12 protein-coding genes and 4 tRNA genes are annotated in these 17,424 nt (G+C 42.0%); 7 read left to right on the forward strand and 9 right to left on the reverse strand.

Annotated elements, in window-relative coordinates:
* Positions 1 to 84 precede the first annotated feature (84 nt).
* From F0226_RS00005 to F0226_RS00015, 3 genes are read left to right on the forward strand one after another with little or no spacing between them, the layout of a single operon-like run.
* Positions 85 to 2,526 carry a DmsA/YnfE/YnfF family dimethyl sulfoxide reductase gene (locus F0226_RS00005; protein WP_171733702.1) on the forward strand — a complete coding sequence of 814 codons (2,442 nt, stop codon included), beginning with the start codon at positions 85 to 87 and terminating at the stop codon, positions 2,524 to 2,526.
* An 11-nt stretch (positions 2,527 to 2,537) separates the two neighbouring features.
* Positions 2,538 to 3,158: a DMSO/selenate family reductase complex B subunit gene (locus F0226_RS00010; RefSeq protein WP_171733703.1), complete on the forward strand. Its 621-nt coding sequence runs from the start codon at positions 2,538 to 2,540 to the stop codon at positions 3,156 to 3,158.
* A gap of 1 nt (position 3,159) precedes the next feature.
* Positions 3,160 to 4,005, forward strand: a complete 846-nt coding sequence (locus F0226_RS00015) for a DmsC/YnfH family molybdoenzyme membrane anchor subunit (RefSeq protein ID WP_171733704.1) — start codon at positions 3,160 to 3,162, stop codon at positions 4,003 to 4,005.
* 153 nt (positions 4,006 to 4,158) lie between these two features.
* Here the strand turns inward: F0226_RS00015 and F0226_RS00020 are convergent, their stop codons facing one another.
* On the reverse strand, positions 4,159 to 5,397 hold the full coding sequence (locus F0226_RS00020) for a CinA family nicotinamide mononucleotide deamidase-related protein (RefSeq protein ID WP_171733705.1): 1,239 nt from the start codon (positions 5,395 to 5,397) through the stop codon (positions 4,159 to 4,161).
* Between the two features lie 208 nt (positions 5,398 to 5,605).
* On the opposite strand from F0226_RS00020, the gene F0226_RS00025 reads away from it, so the two are divergent.
* The 4 genes from F0226_RS00025 (at position 5,606) to F0226_RS00040 (ending at position 9,738) form a co-directional block, all read left to right on the forward strand.
* Positions 5,606 to 6,517 (forward strand): DUF3943 domain-containing protein, encoded by a 912-nt coding sequence (locus F0226_RS00025; protein WP_171733706.1) that lies wholly within the window; start codon positions 5,606 to 5,608, stop codon positions 6,515 to 6,517.
* Positions 6,518 to 6,823: 306 nt separating this feature from the next.
* Positions 6,824 to 7,336, forward strand: a complete 513-nt coding sequence (locus F0226_RS00030; protein ID WP_171733707.1) for an ACT domain-containing protein — start codon at positions 6,824 to 6,826, stop codon at positions 7,334 to 7,336.
* Positions 7,337 to 7,564: 228 nt separating this feature from the next.
* Positions 7,565 to 9,205, forward strand: a complete 1,641-nt coding sequence (locus F0226_RS00035; protein WP_171733708.1) for a DUF1566 domain-containing protein — start codon at positions 7,565 to 7,567, stop codon at positions 9,203 to 9,205.
* Entirely contained in the window at positions 9,205 to 9,738 is a 534-nt protein-coding gene (locus tag F0226_RS00040; RefSeq protein WP_171733709.1) for a DUF1566 domain-containing protein, read from the forward strand. The genes F0226_RS00035 and F0226_RS00040 overlap by 1 nt, the downstream gene beginning before the upstream one ends.
* Positions 9,739 to 9,862: 124 nt before the next feature.
* Here the strand turns inward: F0226_RS00040 and nspC are convergent, their stop codons facing one another.
* The 8 genes from nspC to pgsA all read right to left on the reverse strand — a co-directional run bounded on the left by nspC (position 9,863) and on the right by pgsA (position 17,387).
* Positions 9,863 to 10,993, reverse strand: coding sequence for a carboxynorspermidine decarboxylase (gene nspC, locus F0226_RS00045; RefSeq protein WP_171733710.1), 1,131 nt, complete (start codon positions 10,991 to 10,993; stop codon positions 9,863 to 9,865).
* A gap of 198 nt (positions 10,994 to 11,191) precedes the next feature.
* Positions 11,192 to 12,442 (reverse strand): carboxynorspermidine synthase, encoded by a 1,251-nt coding sequence (locus F0226_RS00050; RefSeq protein WP_171733711.1) that lies wholly within the window; start codon positions 12,440 to 12,442, stop codon positions 11,192 to 11,194.
* An 8-nt stretch (positions 12,443 to 12,450) separates the two neighbouring features.
* Positions 12,451 to 15,366 carry a pyridoxal phosphate-dependent class III aminotransferase gene (locus tag F0226_RS00055; protein WP_171733712.1) on the reverse strand — a complete coding sequence of 972 codons (2,916 nt, stop codon included), beginning with the start codon at positions 15,364 to 15,366 and terminating at the stop codon, positions 12,451 to 12,453.
* A 737-nt stretch (positions 15,367 to 16,103) separates the two neighbouring features.
* A tRNA-Gly gene (locus tag F0226_RS00060) sits at positions 16,104 to 16,179 on the reverse strand.
* A gap of 36 nt (positions 16,180 to 16,215) precedes the next feature.
* Positions 16,216 to 16,302 (reverse strand) — tRNA-Leu (locus F0226_RS00065).
* 80 nt (positions 16,303 to 16,382) lie between these two features.
* Positions 16,383 to 16,458: transfer RNA gene (locus F0226_RS00070), tRNA-Gly, on the reverse strand.
* A gap of 37 nt (positions 16,459 to 16,495) precedes the next feature.
* Positions 16,496 to 16,569 (reverse strand) — tRNA-Cys (locus F0226_RS00075).
* Between the two features lie 260 nt (positions 16,570 to 16,829).
* Complete coding sequence (pgsA, locus tag F0226_RS00080) at positions 16,830 to 17,387, reverse strand: CDP-diacylglycerol--glycerol-3-phosphate 3-phosphatidyltransferase (RefSeq protein WP_171733713.1); 558 nt, start codon at positions 17,385 to 17,387, stop codon at positions 16,830 to 16,832.
* Between the last annotated feature and the right edge of the window lie 37 nt (positions 17,388 to 17,424).

The raw sequence follows: 17,424 nt of genomic DNA on the forward strand, positions 1-17,424 counted from the left end.
CCATCAATCAATATTTAAATATAAACACAAACCCAAAGAACTACCTATAAAGTACTAGGCACTAATAACAATAGGCATCTTAGTATGACGAATAAAAAAGAATCTGGGGTAATGAACCTTACTCGAAGAAGTTTTATGAAAGCTTCTTCAGCAGTAGGGAGTGCAGCCGTTCTCGCAAGCGGTGTTAGCTTACCTTTTAAATCAAAGCCGGTTGCTGCTGCGGTTTCTGAAAATATTGAAGAAAAAGTCGTATGGAGTGCATGTACTGTTAACTGTGGCTCTCGTTGCCCATTACGTATGCATGTACAAAACGGTGAAATCAAATACGTTGAAACAGATAACACTGGTAACGATGTGTTCGGAGAAGATGTTCAAGTTCGAGCTTGTTTACGTGGACGTTCAATGCGTCGCAGAGTCTACAATCCAGATCGCTTAAAGTACCCAATGAAACGTATTGGTGCGCGTGGTGAAGGTAAATTTAAACGCATTACTTGGGAAGAAGCCTACGATGAAATTGGCGGCACAATGCAACGCCTCATCAAAGATTACGGTAACGACTCTATTTACCTTAATTACGGTACTGGCACTCTAGGTGGCACAGTTACAAAATCGTGGCCACCAGCTCAAACACTGATTGCGCGCCTGATGAACCTATCTGGTGGTTACCTAAATCATTATGGTGACTACTCTACCGCACAAATTGCGAAAGGCTTAAGCTACACATATGGTGGCTGGGCACTTAACAATTCATTCTCTGATCTAGCCAATACCAAGCTGAATATTCAATTTGGTAACAACCCAGCTGAAACTCGTATGTCTGGTGGCGGTTTAATCCATCACTATGTTGAGAGTAAGAACCTATCTAACGCTAAGACCATTATTATTGACCCGCGTTACACCGATACAGCCGGTGGGCGCGAGGATCAATGGATCCCAATTCGCCCTTCTACTGACGCGGCACTGGTTGCAGGTCTTGCACATGTAATGATCACTGAAGACTTAGTCGATCAACCTTTCCTTGATAAATACTGTGTGGGTTATGATGAGACAACGCTTCCAGCATCAGCACCTGAAAACAGTGACTACAAATCTTACATTCTTGGCAAAGATGAAGATGGTGTAGAAAAAACACCTGCATGGGCATCAAAAATCACTGGTATTCCAGTAGATACCATTATCAAGCTTGCTCGTGAAATGGGAACCAATAAGCCATGTGCGATACATCAAGGCTGGGGCTTACAGCGCACCGCTAATGGTGAACTAGCTTGTCGCGCAATTGCAATGCTATCTCTGCTTACGGGCTCTGTTGGTGTAGCGGGCGGTTCAACTGGTGCACGTGAAAGTGACATTAATATTCCATTTGTCCGCTTCCCTACTGTACCAAACCCAATTAAAACTTCGATTTCAATGTTCATGTGGACAGATGCTATTTATCGCCATGATGAAATGACAGAAACAACCGATGGTGTGCGTGGTGCTGAACGCCTAGCGAACCCAATCAAAATGATTTGGAACTACGCGGGTAACTGTTTGATTAACCAACATTCAGATATCAACCGTACTCACGATATCTTACAAGATGATAAAGCCTGTGAAATGATTGTGGTCATCGATAACCACATGACTTCTTCTGCAAAATACGCAGATATCATCCTTCCTGACTTAACAACATCGGAGCAAGATGATTGGTGTATGGATGGGAAAGCATCGAATGCTCCTTACTTCATCTATGCACAAAAAGCGATTGAGCCTCAATTTGAAGCGAAAAGCATCTATGAAATGTGTTCGCAACTGGCTAAACGTATGGGTGTAGAACAAGCCTTTACAGAGGGTCGTACGCAAGAAGAATGGGTTGAACATTTATACGCAGAAACGCGTAAGAAAGATCCATCGCTGCCGACCTTTGAAGAAATGAAAGACATCGGCATCTACAAGCGTCAATACAACCGAGATTACATCGCTTACGAAGATTTCCGTAAGGATCCACAAGCCAACCCTCTAAAAACTCCTAGCGGTAAGATTGAAATTTACTCAGAGCAATTAGCGGAAATCGCAAGTACTTGGAAGCTGAAAGAAGATGAGGTTATTCACCCACTTCCTATCTATGCGGATTCATTTGAAGGGCACAATGACCCACTGGCTGAGAAGTTCCCCCTTCAGCTTACTGGCTTCCACTTCAAGGCTCGATGTCACTCCACTTATGGCAACGTTGCTGAAATTAAAGCAGCCGCTCGCCAAGAAGTGTGGATTAACCCAATTGATGCGAATGAAAGAGGCATCAAAAACGGAGACATGGTCAGTATCTTCAACGACCGTGGAGAAGTACGTATCGCAGCGAAAGTAACACCACGAATTCTTCCTCGCGTGGTTGCGCTAGGTGAAGGTGCTTGGTATACGCCTGATGGTCAGAAAGTTGACCATGCAGGTTCAATTAACGTGCTGACAACTCAGCGACCAAGCCCACTTGCTAAGGGTAACCCTCAGCATACGAACCTAGTTCAAATCAAAGCGCTAAATAAAGCATAAGGTAGGTTGGAATGAAACAATACGGCTTTTACATTGATTCAAGTAAATGCACTGGTTGTAAAACCTGCCAGCTTGCTTGTAAAGATTACAAAGATTTAGATATAAAAACGAACTACCGCAGAGTATACGAATACGCAGGCGGTGGATTCACTCAAGATGGCGATACCTGGGTACAAAAAGATGTCTTTTCTTACTACCTGTCTATCGCTTGTAACCACTGCACTAACCCAGCATGTGTAAAAGTATGCCCTTCTGGCGCAATGCATAAGCGAGATGAAGACGGTTTAGTTGTGGTTGATGAGAGTGTTTGTATTGGTTGTCAGCATTGTAGCAATGCTTGCCCTTACGGCGCTCCACAATACAATGCGAAGAAAGGTCACATGACAAAATGTGATGGTTGCTACCAGCGTGTTTCTGAAGGGAAACAACCTATCTGTGTTGAATCTTGCCCTCTTCGAGCACTGGAATTTGGTGAAATCAATGAACTCCGTGAAAAATACGGCTCAGGTGCAGATGTTGCACCATTGCCTTCTTCAACTGAAACACTGCCAAACATAGTGATTAAGTTGAATAAAAACGCGAAACCAACTGGTGATACTAGCGGTCACTTAGCAAATCCTATGGAGGTGTAAGATGATTTTTCATGAGTGGTCTTTGATCTTCTTTACGGTATTGGCTCAAACAGCCGTGGGTGGTTACTTATTGATTAGTGCACGCGCGTTGGTGCTTGGGCATGATGAAGATAAGCTGAACAGCTTTAAAGTTCCAATGTTCATTTTATGGGCATTAATGGGGCTTGGTTTCATGTTCTCGACAACGCATCTTGGCTCTCCTTTGCGAGCCTTTAATGCTTTTAATCAACTAGGTACTGCTTGGCTATCTAACGAAGTATTCTTTGGCGCAGCTTTCTTTGCGGTTGGTGGTCTACAGTGGCTATTATCAGTATTGAAAAAAGGCGGCGTTGCAATCCAGAAAATTCTGATGGTTGCAGCAATGGTACTCGGTGCAATTTTCATGAATGCCATGATTAACGTGTACATGATCGATACCGTTCCAACTTGGAACAACATCTACACACCACTAAGCTTTGTAATGACAATAGTTGTCGGCGGTTTATTGCTGTCTCAATTTGTCATTGTTTTTGCTAGCGACAGCCGCTTCGCCCTAGATCATAATATTACTATGTTAGCTATCATCGCGATTGCAATTAGCCTAGTGGTTACTATGGGTAAAGCTAGCCTAATTGGGGATATCCAAACCTCTGCTGCGAAAGCTTCAGAATTAGTGGACGGTCTTGGCTGTTACCTAGGCATCCAAATTGCCCTGCTTATGACTAGCCTGTTGTTCTGGATTCTTCCAATGCTAAATAAAGCAAAGGTTAATCCTGTCAACCTTGGTTTTGCATTAGTTCTGTTCTTAGCTTCAGAACTAATTGGCCGTGGTTTGTTCTACAGCTTACATATGACAAGCGGTCTGTAATAAGCTAGTACAATCAGAACATTACAACCAAGACATTAAAGCTTGTGTGAATAGCAGAAAAATTAAAAAGCCCCTGAGCAACTTAAGTTCAGGGGCTTTTTTTAACTATTCAGCTTTGTTTAAAAACTCTAACCAGCGAATAATAAAACGAAACTACTTGATCACAACGGCAGGAATAAACATCTCTTTGATTCGATTAAGTGAGCTGTATGATCCAAAAATCGGCTTATTTTCAATGTGTCTTCTCAGCATATCAGCTGCAACAGTCACAATCACTTTTCGAGCATCTTGTCGGCTGTACTCTCTATGGAATTCAAGGATCTGCCCCCACTCTCCCGCTTCACTGGATAGAGCAACTGAAAAGCGCTTGCCTTCTAACTTACCAGTTACTAATGCCAGTTCAGTTGAACACTTTTCACGAGTTGCACCAGCTAATGCAAAGGTTGCTGCTAATGGATCAGTATAATCAATATCAGAACCTTTCGAATCTGCCATTATCCAAGAATGCCCGAAGCAACTTTCAATATTTTCATCCGACTGTAGCCAAGAACATAATGCCCCTTTTGTTGCCTGTTCAGACACAGAAAGCGTTTTATGCTTATCCACCATCAAATGCCCTAAATGCTCTAACATAGGTTCATCAACACTCACTACATTGGCTTCAAGTAATTTATAGACCATCTGCAGCAGTTTAACTCGCGTTTCTAAATCCGATTTAGGACCGAATAATTTCACTTCAATAAAAGGTAAATATGAGCGATAACCTAATTCGTACCCTTCTGGTAATTTCAGCTGATCCAGAACATCTGAAATTCCAGATTCAGATAAGCCAAACGTATAGATCTTGCTGCATTCAGAAGCCTGAACTTGAGGGTAACTACGAGATAAATCAGGAATAATTTGCGAAGTCACCATGCGCTTAAATTCACTCGGTACACCCGGAGTAAAATAAAAAGTAGCATCATTAATTTTCAGTTTAAAACCACAAGCTGTACCAATAGGGTTATCCACGACTTCAGAACTCGTAGGAAGCATCGCTTGCTTTAAGTTACTGTCTGGCATTGGCATACCACGTTCGGCATACATACTTTCTAGGCGAGATAACCACTCTGGAAATAGCACGAGTTTTTCATCTGCTGCCACTGCTGCTGCTGCTGCGCTCATATCATCCGTTGTTGGGCCTAACCCACCATTAACAATCACAACGTCATAGTTAAAGCTAAGCATCAATAACTCTTCGACCAAGGCATTCATTTGGTCGCCAACCGTTGAACGCTTCGCTAGAGCAAAGCCGTATTGATAGAACTCAGCAGACATCCAAGCTGCATTTGTATCTACAATGTCTCCATGAAGAACTTCTTCACCAGTGCTTAACATTGCAATTTTAATCATAATTAAATCCTTCGCCGCCTGATTTGGTCTATGGCTTATGTTAAAAAAGACCCTTGTAAAAAGTATAATAGGTCTGCTTTTTCATACAGTAAGACAACTATTTGTTAAATATAGTTTCTGAAATCAATCAATTTCTAGTTCCCATAAAACCGTATTTAATAGATAATTGTGAACCTGATCCATTATTAATATTCTCACGGAGAGCCTTGTGTCCAAATCACCAGTACTTAAGAAGGTAGCCGCTGCATTTACTATGCTAATGTCAGCCAACTCTGTTGCAAGCCAGTATGACTTCAGTCAACAAGTTGAACTTTCGTACGGTACTGAATGCTCACAAGAGTACTGCTTTAACGATAATATGTACACTTACAAGCCAAGCAAAAATTATGCCTTGAGTGAAAGCAGTGACCAATATGATCTATCAGCAGAAAAGCAACCTCTATATCTAACCGTTAGTGATGGGAAAGACTGGGATTACCTAATGGGTCAAACTTACACCATACTAGGTCTAAGTGTTGCGACTGTTGGTTTGATGACTCTTCTTCCTGAAAGTATTACTAAATGGGATGATGATCAGCGTGACCTGAGCAAGCTAGGTTCAAAGTGGAAAGATAACGTATCTTCTGGTCCTACATGGGACAGAGACGAACATTTTCTTAACTACGTGATGCACCCATATTTCGGCGGTGTTTACTACACAGCAGCAAGACACGCGGGTTACAACGAGTTTGAATCGTTCATGTATTCTTTCACTATGTCGACATTCTTCTGGGAATATGGCGTAGAAGCTTTTGCTGAAGTGCCATCATGGCAAGATATTTTCATCACACCGTTTTTCGGAGCAGTTGTAGGTGAACTGATGCTAGAAGCGGAACAAGACATTGTCGCTTCAGGTGGCGAAGTAATGGGTTCACAATCTATGGGTGACGTATCACTATTCTTCTTAAACCCTGTAGGTCACATTCATTACTGGGTAAGTGATGCTTGGGGTGGTGAAGCTGAAATGAGCTTCAATGCCGACCCATGGTGGAACAACCGTGACGCCGCTCAGTTTGCTTATGATGCTGGTGCAACTTACGATTCACAATTCGTTGGGATGAATTTTAAAGTTAGCTTTTAACTGATACAGTTCTAAAGCATAAAGCTTTGAAATCGAGCTATAAACGAAGCTTTAAAACAAAACATAGTTTTCGCAGCGGTTCTAAAAACCGAAAACGAACAACCCAACTTTCTAAAGCGGCTTTTTTGTGCCCTAAGTTTCATTCTGCAACTTCTAACCGTTTGTTAGATCCAAAAATTGACCCACGTCAAACATTGTTCAGCCTAACCTCCTACACTGAATACAAAGGGATTTTATCGTAGCTATTTCAACCTGTTAATTACGGTTATTAATACACATATTATTACAGTATGTTTGGGGGCAATTATGAACAGTACGTTTATCGCAAACTTTATAGGGAAAGCATCTCCCACCACAATTAAACAACTCGCGGCAATTACTCACGAAAATGATGGTAAATGGCTCATCAGTAAAGTTAACTTCATTGAAGATCAAGTTGCTGGTGTGATTAAAATTCAGTTGCCTTCCGCTAATGAATCGATTGTCAAAGAAGCTTTCAGCAACCATGCAGAACTAACCGTACAGTTTCTCGATTCAGACCACTCCGTTCATAGCCAAGATACTATTTTCCAACTTCGAGTCGACTCAAATGATCGCGCAGGTATTGTGAATGAAATAACGCACGTACTAGACAACCAAGGGATCAGTATCCTTGATATGGACTGTCAAAGGGTCTTCATTGCTGGGGGCGGAGGTGTAAGTTCAAGCTTGTTTACCGCGAAGATAGCTCTGAAGCTTCCTATGGAAGTTCAAATTTCTGATGTGGCGAATGAGTTAGAGACATTAAGTGAAGATACACGCGTCATTTTAGAAAGTTAATATCGACCAATTGCACCACGCATAAATACAAACGTTCTCATTGCTAGAGACGTTTGTATTTCATGTTACATCTAGTTTTCCCTTAACTCTCCCTGCCACCTCTATTCATTCACAACACCTCGACAAGCAACTGTAATATCTACTTTAAATATGCAACATGCTATATTTCTACAGGTTTATTTTTGTTAATATTTAGTTTTCGGATAGCTAATAATTTAGGTCTGCTTCATGCGCATACAAAAAAGTCACTGGCAACTTAATAAAATCTCAGCAGCGTTACTGGTTCTTGCCATTGCTGGCTGTAAAAGTGGTCATGAAGGAAGTGGTGATGACGGAACTCCTACTGATCCAGATCCAACAACTCCTGTTCAAGTTTCAATTCCAAGTACTGCTTCCTTTTCAGAGCCAACCTCAGGTTCAAACACAGAATCCATTACTGTTACGCTGTCAGAAGCGCTTAGTTCAGAGCTTAACCTCACAATATCAACCAGTGATATTACTGCGCGGTCTGAGGGGGCATTTAAGAACTTCGACTCTATTAGCGCACAAGTTATTACGATACCCGCAGGTTCGACATCCGCCTCTTTACCTTTGAACATTCTTCATAACAACCTGCACGAAGCCAACAAAACATTACAATATTCAATTAGCGCAGATAGTTCAGATGACTATGAGTTAAGCAATACTTTATCAACTGTGACTATTACCGACGCAGACGCTGAACCGACAGTAAGCTTTAGTCATAGCAATAAAGTGGTGTTAGAAGGCGATACAGCACAATCCAACATTGAGCTGAGCCATTATTCATACAAGGATATCACCGTCACTTTAGAACAAACGGGAATCGCAACGGATGATGACTACACCAGTAACTTAACCAGCCTGACAGTACAAATTAATGCTGAATCGTTATCTTCTCCTATCAGTATTACCGCTAAACAAGATGGGCTTAGTGAAGGTGGTGAAACGGTTATTTACAAGATGATTGCGAGCGGAAACGCAGTAATCGATACGAGTAGTGACACGTTATCTTTTTACATCCCAGGTGATAACCAAATCAATGATACGGGTTATGTAAACTACTTTGACGGTGCTAACTTCGATTCTCAAGTTGCCCCAACCTCATACCCAAATCAAGATGCTGAATATGGTTTAGACTCTGCTGATGGAACGAACCATGCTGACGGTCAACATGGCTTCAAGTTCACCAAATTAGATTACAGCGGCAACATTCTACCTAATAACGCCTCAGATTGGTCTTGTGTTCGAGATGAACGAACAGGTATGTATATTGAAGCTAAGCAGCAACCAATTGACTTACCAAACCAAAGTGTAATAGATCAATGGTTAGAAGATTACGCCGATGATCCTGATGCAAACCCATACCCTTATTCGACAGAGTCAGCTTACTGGCGCAGTTCGGCATATCTTTACACTTGGTATGATTCAGTTTCCACAACGAATGGCGGCTCTGCAGGTCATAAAAATGATGAGCTTCTAGCAGACGGTCCTATCTCTTCTGCGTGTGCATATTCCACTGTATCTGGTGGTGATCGTCGCTGTGATACAGAAGGTTACCTGGCAAACCTAAATAGTTTTGGTGTGTGTGGTATCAATAACTGGCGCTTACCTTCCCCGGCAGAAGCTCGTTCATTTATTAACTATAATGTGGGCACTATCGACCCAACAACGGTTGATTTCTTCTCATATATCAATAATGCAAACTCTGTTGATACGATTTACACACAATCAACTTCTGCTGGAGCCACTAGTAGTGCTTGGTGTATGAATACTCAAACAGGGCAAATGAAGCTTTGTAATAAAGGAACTTACCGAGGTGTGATCGCTGTTAGTGGAGTAGTAGAATAATGAAACTTAAATATTACGTTATTGCGGCACTGGCTGTTTCAAGCTCAAGCTATGCTCAGACTTGTGTTGAAAATCAGCCAGCTTCACAAAATGATGGTCAATTCATCGACCGCCAAGATGGAACGATTTTAGATATCGACACCAACCTCTTATGGGCAAAATGTAGCCTTGGTGAAACCTACACTGCTGAAACCAACTTATGCAGTGGCGTTCCAACAAGCTACACCACCTTTCAAGAGGCTTTAGTTGTGACGACTGATAGCGCATTAACAACAATTGGAGAGCAGAGCGGATTCCGACTGCCGAATATCAAAGAACTGGGTTCTATTGTTGATTATCGCTGTACCCAACCAGCCATTAATCTAAGTTACTTCCCTACGACTATTAATGCCCCTTATTGGACAAATACTCCTGACAATAATGGCATCAATAGCAATCATGACGGGCTAATCATTGACTTTACTGAAGCTCAAGAAGTGACAACAAATTCAAGTGGGATGACACTTATCCGCTTAGTGAAAGAACTGAACTAATCGGTGAGTCAAAACTAGGCTGGATATGTTGCAGCCAGTATATAAATCAAAAAGAGCAGCCTAATCGCTGCTCTTTTTATTTGTGACTGACTTATTTAGACTGGCGGAAACGAAAACAGCTAACTTAGCTTACTGACCACTGAGATAATGAACGTTTGAAATCTTCATATCCAAATTCATTCAATTTTTGGATGTCACCATTACTGCGTTCACAGTAGATAGACGGCATTTTCAAACCATTAAACCAGTTTAATTTCACCATGGTGTAACCTGCGCTATCAAGTAGGTGCAATCTTTGACCGATTTGTAGTGGCTGCTCGAAACTCGTTTCGCAGAACTGATCGCCAGCCAAACATGAGCATGAACCAATTACATATTCATGCTCGCCATTTTCAGACGCTTCCTGTACCGATGCTGGCTCATTATAGATAAGCGTATCTAGACGGTGTGCTTCAGTCGCTGAATCTACAATCGCCGTTTTCTTCACGTTCTCAACAATATCAACCACAGTCACGACTAAGTCTGTCGTCTTAGTAATGATCGCTTCACCCGGTTCCAGATACATCTGAACACCGTGTTTTTCAGAGAAAGCTTTAAGTGCAAGGCCCAGCTTTTCAATATTGTAACCAGGCCATGTGAAGAATACTCCACCGCCCATGCTCACCCAATCCAACTTATCTAGATGTTCACCAAACTGTTCTGAAATTGAATCCAGCAAGCTTATAAATGCATCCACGTCTTTGTTTTCGCAGTTCATGTGAAACATCACACCATTGATCTCATCGAAGATCTCAGGCTTGATGTGATCAGCTTGAACACCTAGTCGTGAATATTGGCGAGCTGGGTTAGCTAAATCTTGTCCTGCATAGCTAACACCAGGGTTTAAACGTAAACCTAATGAAGCTTTACCTTCAACAATATGGCGATAAGCTGCAAGCTGACTTTGCGAGTTAAAAATCATCTTGTCGCAAATATCAGCGACTTCTTTTACGTCATCTTCGCTGTAACCCACACTGTATGCGTGAGTCTCGCCACCGAAGGTTTCATGACCTAACTTAACTTCGTAAGGACCAGAACTGGTCGTTCCGTCTAAGTACGGTTTAATAATGTCAAACACACCCCAAGTAGAGAAACACTTAAGTGCCAATACAAGCTTTACACCTGAAATCTCTTTAAGCTGCTTAGCTTTCTCTAAGTTCGCAACTAACTTATCTTCGTTGATCATGAAGTACGGGGTTTTTAGTTCGTTTTTCATTTTATTTATACCTTGAGTTCAACACTCTAAAATCGAACAAAGCCGACGCTAATGCATCGGCTCAGAATTAAGCTTTGCTACCAATCATGTGACTTTGTATGTAATCCGCAATGCTTTAGCTTTGTCGCTAGAACTTCGTATCCATTCACCAAAGCAAATAGACACGATGAACTTAGCAATAAGGCAAAGAGCAAAAAATTACTTCAAAGTATTAATAACAGGTAAGCCTTCAGTTGGCTCAAGTTCTTGAACATGCCAATCTAGACCAATTTCAGGCATTGTTGCTAGGAACGGGTCTGGGTTTAGCTGTTCCATATTGAACACGCCTTTATCAGCCCACTCACCACGGAAGAACTGAAGTGCAGCTGTAATTGCTGGAACACCAGTAGTGTAAGAGATAGCTTGGTGCTCTACGTCTTCGTAAGCCACTTCGTGGTCTGCGTTATTATAGATAAATACGCTACGCTCTTTTCCATCTTTCTTACCTTGTACCCAAGTACCGATACACGTTAAACCAGTGTAACCCGGAGCTAGAGATGTTGGATCTGGTAGTAATGCTTTCAAAACATGTAGAGGCTGAACTACCGTTCCATCATGAAGAGTAAGAGGATCTGGGCTTAGAAGACCAATATCACGCATGCAGTTGAAGTAGTTTAGGTAAGCATCACCAAAGCCCATCCAGAATTCGATACGCTTAGCTGGGATGAATTCTTTCATTGAACGAACTTCATCATGCGCCATTGAGTACACTTTGTGAGAACCACAGTTAGGGAATTCAAACTCAAGCATACGAGAGTGACAAGGTACTTGTTTCCACTCTTCATTTTCCCAGTAGAAAGAATCGCCTTGGATCTCAAGCATATTCGTTTCTGGATCAAAGTTTGTCGCAAACTTCTTACCGTGGTCGCCAGCGTTTACGTCCATTACATCAATTGAGTCAATCTCATCGAACAAGTGCTTAACCGCATACGCTGCAAAGATTGATACCACACCAGGATCAAAACCAGCACCAAGAATACCTGTGATGCCCGCTTCAGCGAACTTCTCACGGTAACCCCATTGCCAATCGTAAGCTTGTGGGACTTGTTGACCTTCAGAACATAGATCAACCGCTACCGATGTATCTAAGTAAGATACTTTCGATTGGTAACACGCTTCCATGATTGCCATGTTGACCCAAGGAGGACCCGCGTTAATCACAAGATCTGGCTGAATTTCTTTAATCAAAGCAACAAGTTCATCAACATCGTCAGCATTCACTGAACGTGCTTCTAGTTTCTTAGTAGAATCTTTAAGGTTATTTTTGCCTTTGATTGATTCGATGATTTTTTCACATTTCGCAATTGTGCGAGATGCAATTGTAATATCACCCAGTACTTCGTTATTTTGTGCTGCTTTATGTGCAACAACCCAACCAACGCCGCCTGCACCAATTTGTAGAATTGCCATAGTATTAATTACCTTTGTTGTTCTGCTAGCTCAGCCGCTAGAGTATGAATTTTGTTAATTAAAGACTCAAAATCAGAAATCTTCAAACACGGGTTCAAGATAGTAAATTTCAACGCACTGTTGCCATCAACTACCGTTTCTCCAAGCACTGCGACACCACGAGTGAGCGCCTCCAATCTTAGAGTCTGATTAAGTTTGTCTAAATCCGTGACATTGTTTCCTGAATGATCGTTACTACCCACCGCTCTGAATAACACTGTAGAAAGTGCTGGTTCGGCTAATAGCTCAAAACCTTCATGGTCTTGAATAAGATCTGCGACCTGCAGTGTTTGCTCAAGGAGGTGATCATACATCTCCCCTAACTGCTTTGGTCCTACGCTTTGCATCGTCATAAAGACTTTCAATGCATCAAAACGTTTAGTTGTAGCAATTGACTTATCGACTAGGTTTGGCAACTCATCATGCTCACGATTCAAATAATCTGCATGATGAAGTAGATACTTGAAGTTAGTTTTATCTTTTAGCAGCACTGCGCCACAGCTGATTGTTTGATAGAAAAGCTTATGGAAGTCGACACTCACTGAATCCGCTTTTTCTATGCCTTTCAAGCGATCTTTATGGCTACTTAAGATAAGTGCGCCACCGTAAGCACTATCAACATGGAACCAAAGCTCTTGATGACTTGCGATTTCTGCAATTGCATCTAAATCATCAATCGCACCGTGGTCAGTTGTGCCAGCAGTACCAACTACCGCAAAAGGAATTAATCCTTCTTCTTTTAATTGACGGACTTCAGCTTCTAATAAATCAGCTTTAATTGTGCCATTTGCATTAGCATCAACACAGCGTACTGAATTTTCGCCCAATCCTAACAAAGATGCGGATTTTTGCACAGTGAAGTGAGACTTTTTAGAGCATAGAATACGTAATTTTTTTGCGTACTCTGGCAAGCCTTGTTTCTGAATAGAATGGTTACTCACTTTGTCTGCAATCCAATCACGGGCAAGTAACAAGCCCATTAGATTACTTTGAGTACCGCCGCTCGTGAATACACCATCAGATTGTTCACCCAATTCGTATTTCTCACACATCCAATCAACAACACGTTGCTCCACATACGTTGCTGAAGATGCTTGATCCCAAGAGTCCATAGATTGGTTTAGTGCTGCAATAATAGATTCAGCAGCCACAGAAGCCATCAAAGGCGGGGTATGCAAGTGAGCAATACAGTCAGGGTGCTGTACGAAAATAGAATTTTTAGCGATAAGATCTGCAGTATTCCCTACGACATCAACTAATGAACTTTGATTGTTATCAAGATCAACAGAACTGATTGCCGCTTCAAGCACTTTTGGATCAAGCCCTGAGTAAGGAGCATCGACTTGCTCAAACACTGACTTCATTGCTTGAGTTGTGTGGTTCATTACCTGTGCAAATTCATCGCTGCCGTTTACACCAGTCTGAATGAAATGTTTCTTCCATTCACTTCCTGATTCGGTGCTTTCTTGCAAAACACCACCGACAGCAAGAATGGCTTCTTCCATCACTCGCAATGCAAAATCTATTTGTTCAAACGAGATAATCATTGGTGGTAAGAAACGGATCACAGAGCCATCACGCCCACCTTTTTCAACCATTAAACCGCGTTCTAATGCCGCTCGCTGAATAGCTAATGTAAGTTCACCGTCTGATTTCGGCTCACTAAACTTATTCAGTTCACCATTTACTTGCTGAATCTCAACACCAAGCATTAAGCCTTTACCACGAACTTCAGCAATACAGTCCACGCGAGATTGGATTTTTTCCAATCCATGACGTAAATACTGACCAGCAATGTTCGCGTGCTCAACTAAGTTGTCTCGCTCTATAATTTCTAGTGCTTTTGCACCAGATACCATTGCCAGTTGGTTGCCACGGAATGTGCCTGTGTGTTCACCCGCTTTCCACGTATCAATGCTTTTATCGAACACAAGCAATGACATTGGAAGACCACCACCAATGGCTTTAGACAAGCATAAAATATCAGGATTAACCCCCGACTCTTCAAATGCAAATCGGTAACCTGTTTTACCAACACCGCATTGAATTTCGTCGAAAATTAATAAAATACCGTGTTCATCACAGATACGGCGTAGACCTTGTAACCATGACGCAGGGGCTGGAATTACTCCACCCTCACCTTGTACAGGTTCAACAATCATCGCAGCAGGCTTCATGATGCCCGACTCATCGTCGTTCAGCATGCGTTCAATATAACGAATGCTAGCTTTAGCTCCGGCTTCACCACCAATGCCAAATGGGCAACGAAGGTTGTATGGGAAAGGCATAAAGTGCACATCGGACATCAATCCGCTACGGCGCTCTTTAGTACCTAAATTGCCCATCATGCCCATAGTACCGTTGGTCATGCCGTGGTAAGCACCACGAAAAGCAAACATCGTATTACGACCAGTTGTCTGCTTCGCCAGTTTGATTGCGGCTTCAACAGCGTCGGCACCTGAAGGACCACAAAACTGAAGTACTGAGTTCTCCGAGAAGTCGCTAGGAAGAAACGCCTTTACCTTTTGGATAAAGTTTTCTTTAGCTTGTGTCGTAATATCAAGTGTTTGATATGGAAGGCCTGAATCCAATTGGTCTTTCAATGCTTGGTTAATTTCTGGGTGGTTGTAACCCAAAGAAAGCGTACCAGCGCCAGCAAGACAATCGAGAAAGATCTGACCACGAGTATCTTCGACCAATGCTCCGCATGCACGTTTAATGGCAATGGGAAGACGTCTTGGATACGAGCGTACATTAGATTCATTACGCTCCTGCTCCAACAAAATGGCATCAGGCGTTAAATCATAGGTTCCATCAACAATTGGAACCATAGTAGAAAAAGAGTTTGCGATAGTATGAGTATCGACTTCAAAAGCAGTTGTCATAGATTTACCTAGAACAGTTATCGCTCCATTCTCAACTACACGAGAATGAAGAATAGCAAAACGCGCGCATTAGCTAGAAGCTAATACGAAAAACTAATCACCGGATGGTGGATAAATTTTTAGCGAGTGTTCAAGGTTCAGTAATACTACTGTTTTGAAGGATCGGGCAGTTATGCAGCGCTGCCTGTGCTGGAAGTGTAAAGCTGATTAGCAATGTTGTTTTTAGTGAGTTCAATGTTGGGTTTCCCATTAGCATGGTGGCACTTCACCATAAGTATCCCGTCTATCAACTAAAGGCTTAGCTGATACCTACCCTACGCAATGTCACAATCAGCTTGAATGGTCACTACGCGTATCCCCCAGAAAGCGATGAACTTGCCCGAGATTGCGCAGGAAAATATCATAAATTGAAATGAACGATCAATACTTTTTAATAACAGGTTTATAAATACAAGTTACATGATGGTTATTTAACCAAAAATTAAAGGTCGTGATTGATCTTTAACCCTTTCATCTACCAACCTAATCACCAACTCAGAAGGTACCTACTACAAAATTTACTGGAGAGCGAAGTAAATGGAATCACTATGAGCGTCGTTAGCTCTCACTAGGTTTCTAAGATTTACTGAGCTTTTGAGCTTTTGAGCTTTTGAGCTTACAAAGAAAAACATGAAAATGGCGATGATGAATAGTGTAGATACAAAAAAACCTCGTCATTTCTGACGAGGTTTAATGTTTGGAGCGATACATCGGGTTCGAACCGATGACCTCAACCTTGGCAAGGTTGCGCTCTACCAACTGAGCTAGTATCGCATTTGCTACATTCGTTAAAACGTAGACTTTAATAGATGGTGCCCCGGGCCGGACTTGAACCGGCACAGCGCGAACGCCGAGGGATTTTAAATCCCTTGTGTCTACCAATTCCACCACCAGGGCACGCAATTCTTTATTGCGATGCCGATTACTGAAAAGTAAAACACCATCTTAATGTCGAAGCCAATCAACATTACAAATTTTGGAGCGATACATCGGGTTCGAACCGATGACCTCAACCTTGGCAAGGTTGCGCTCTACCAACTGAGCTAGTATCGCATATTATCTATCTTTCAAACAAAGAAGAAAGTGATAATGGAGGCGCCTCCCGGAGTCGAACCGAGGTCCACGGATTTGCAATCCGCTGCATAGCCACTCTGCCAAGGCGCCTTAGTAACTCCAATCAAACTGCTTAACGCCTTCCTCTTGGGTACGGGATGCATTTTACGGATTCGAGCGTTTGAGTCAACACTAATTTTATCATTTCGAATCGTTTGAACGGATTTTGTACTAAAGTGCTTGAATTAATGAGTTTACCCGTAGAAAAGCCTCTATACATAGCCACAAGATAGATGCAGATCACATTTTCTAATTACTGCTTGATAAACCTTTATTCCATAATAAAAAAGCGAGCCTAAGCTCGCTTTTCACTAATGATGTTTTTCGTCCAATAAATCGTCTTTGGCCGCCATTAAGTACTGTGCCATAGACCAATAAGTTAGGATAGTAGCGATATATAATGCCCCATACCCCACCCAAATCATCCAATCATCATGGCGCCAAATAAGCACCCATAATGCGAACATTTGAGAAACGGTTTTAACTTTACCAACCCAAGAAACTGCAACACTCGCTCGCTTTCCAATTTCAGCCATCCACTCACGTAAGGCTGAAATGATAATTTCGCGAGCAATCATAGTGACCGCAGGAATAGTTATCCAAATTGAGTGATAATGTTCAGTCACTAAAATAAGAGCCGTTGCGACCAATACTTTATCTGCTACTGGGTCAATAAACGCGCCAAAACGAGAGGTTTGCCCTAGCTTTCTAGCAAGCATGCCATCGAGCCAATCGGTAAAGCCCGCGACCCAGAAAACCATTGCAGCTGCAAATGGCGCCCACTCATAAGGGAGATAGAAAACAACAACAAATACTGGGATTAGAAATAATCTCAGTAACGACAAAATGTTCGGTATATTCAAACGCATATTATTAGGCTCTTATTCATTGCGCGTTTATGGTGCG

The sequence above is a fragment of the Vibrio sp. 99-70-13A1 genome (genome assembly GCF_013114625.1).
In the GTDB taxonomy this organism is placed as follows: domain Bacteria; phylum Pseudomonadota; class Gammaproteobacteria; order Enterobacterales; family Vibrionaceae; genus Vibrio.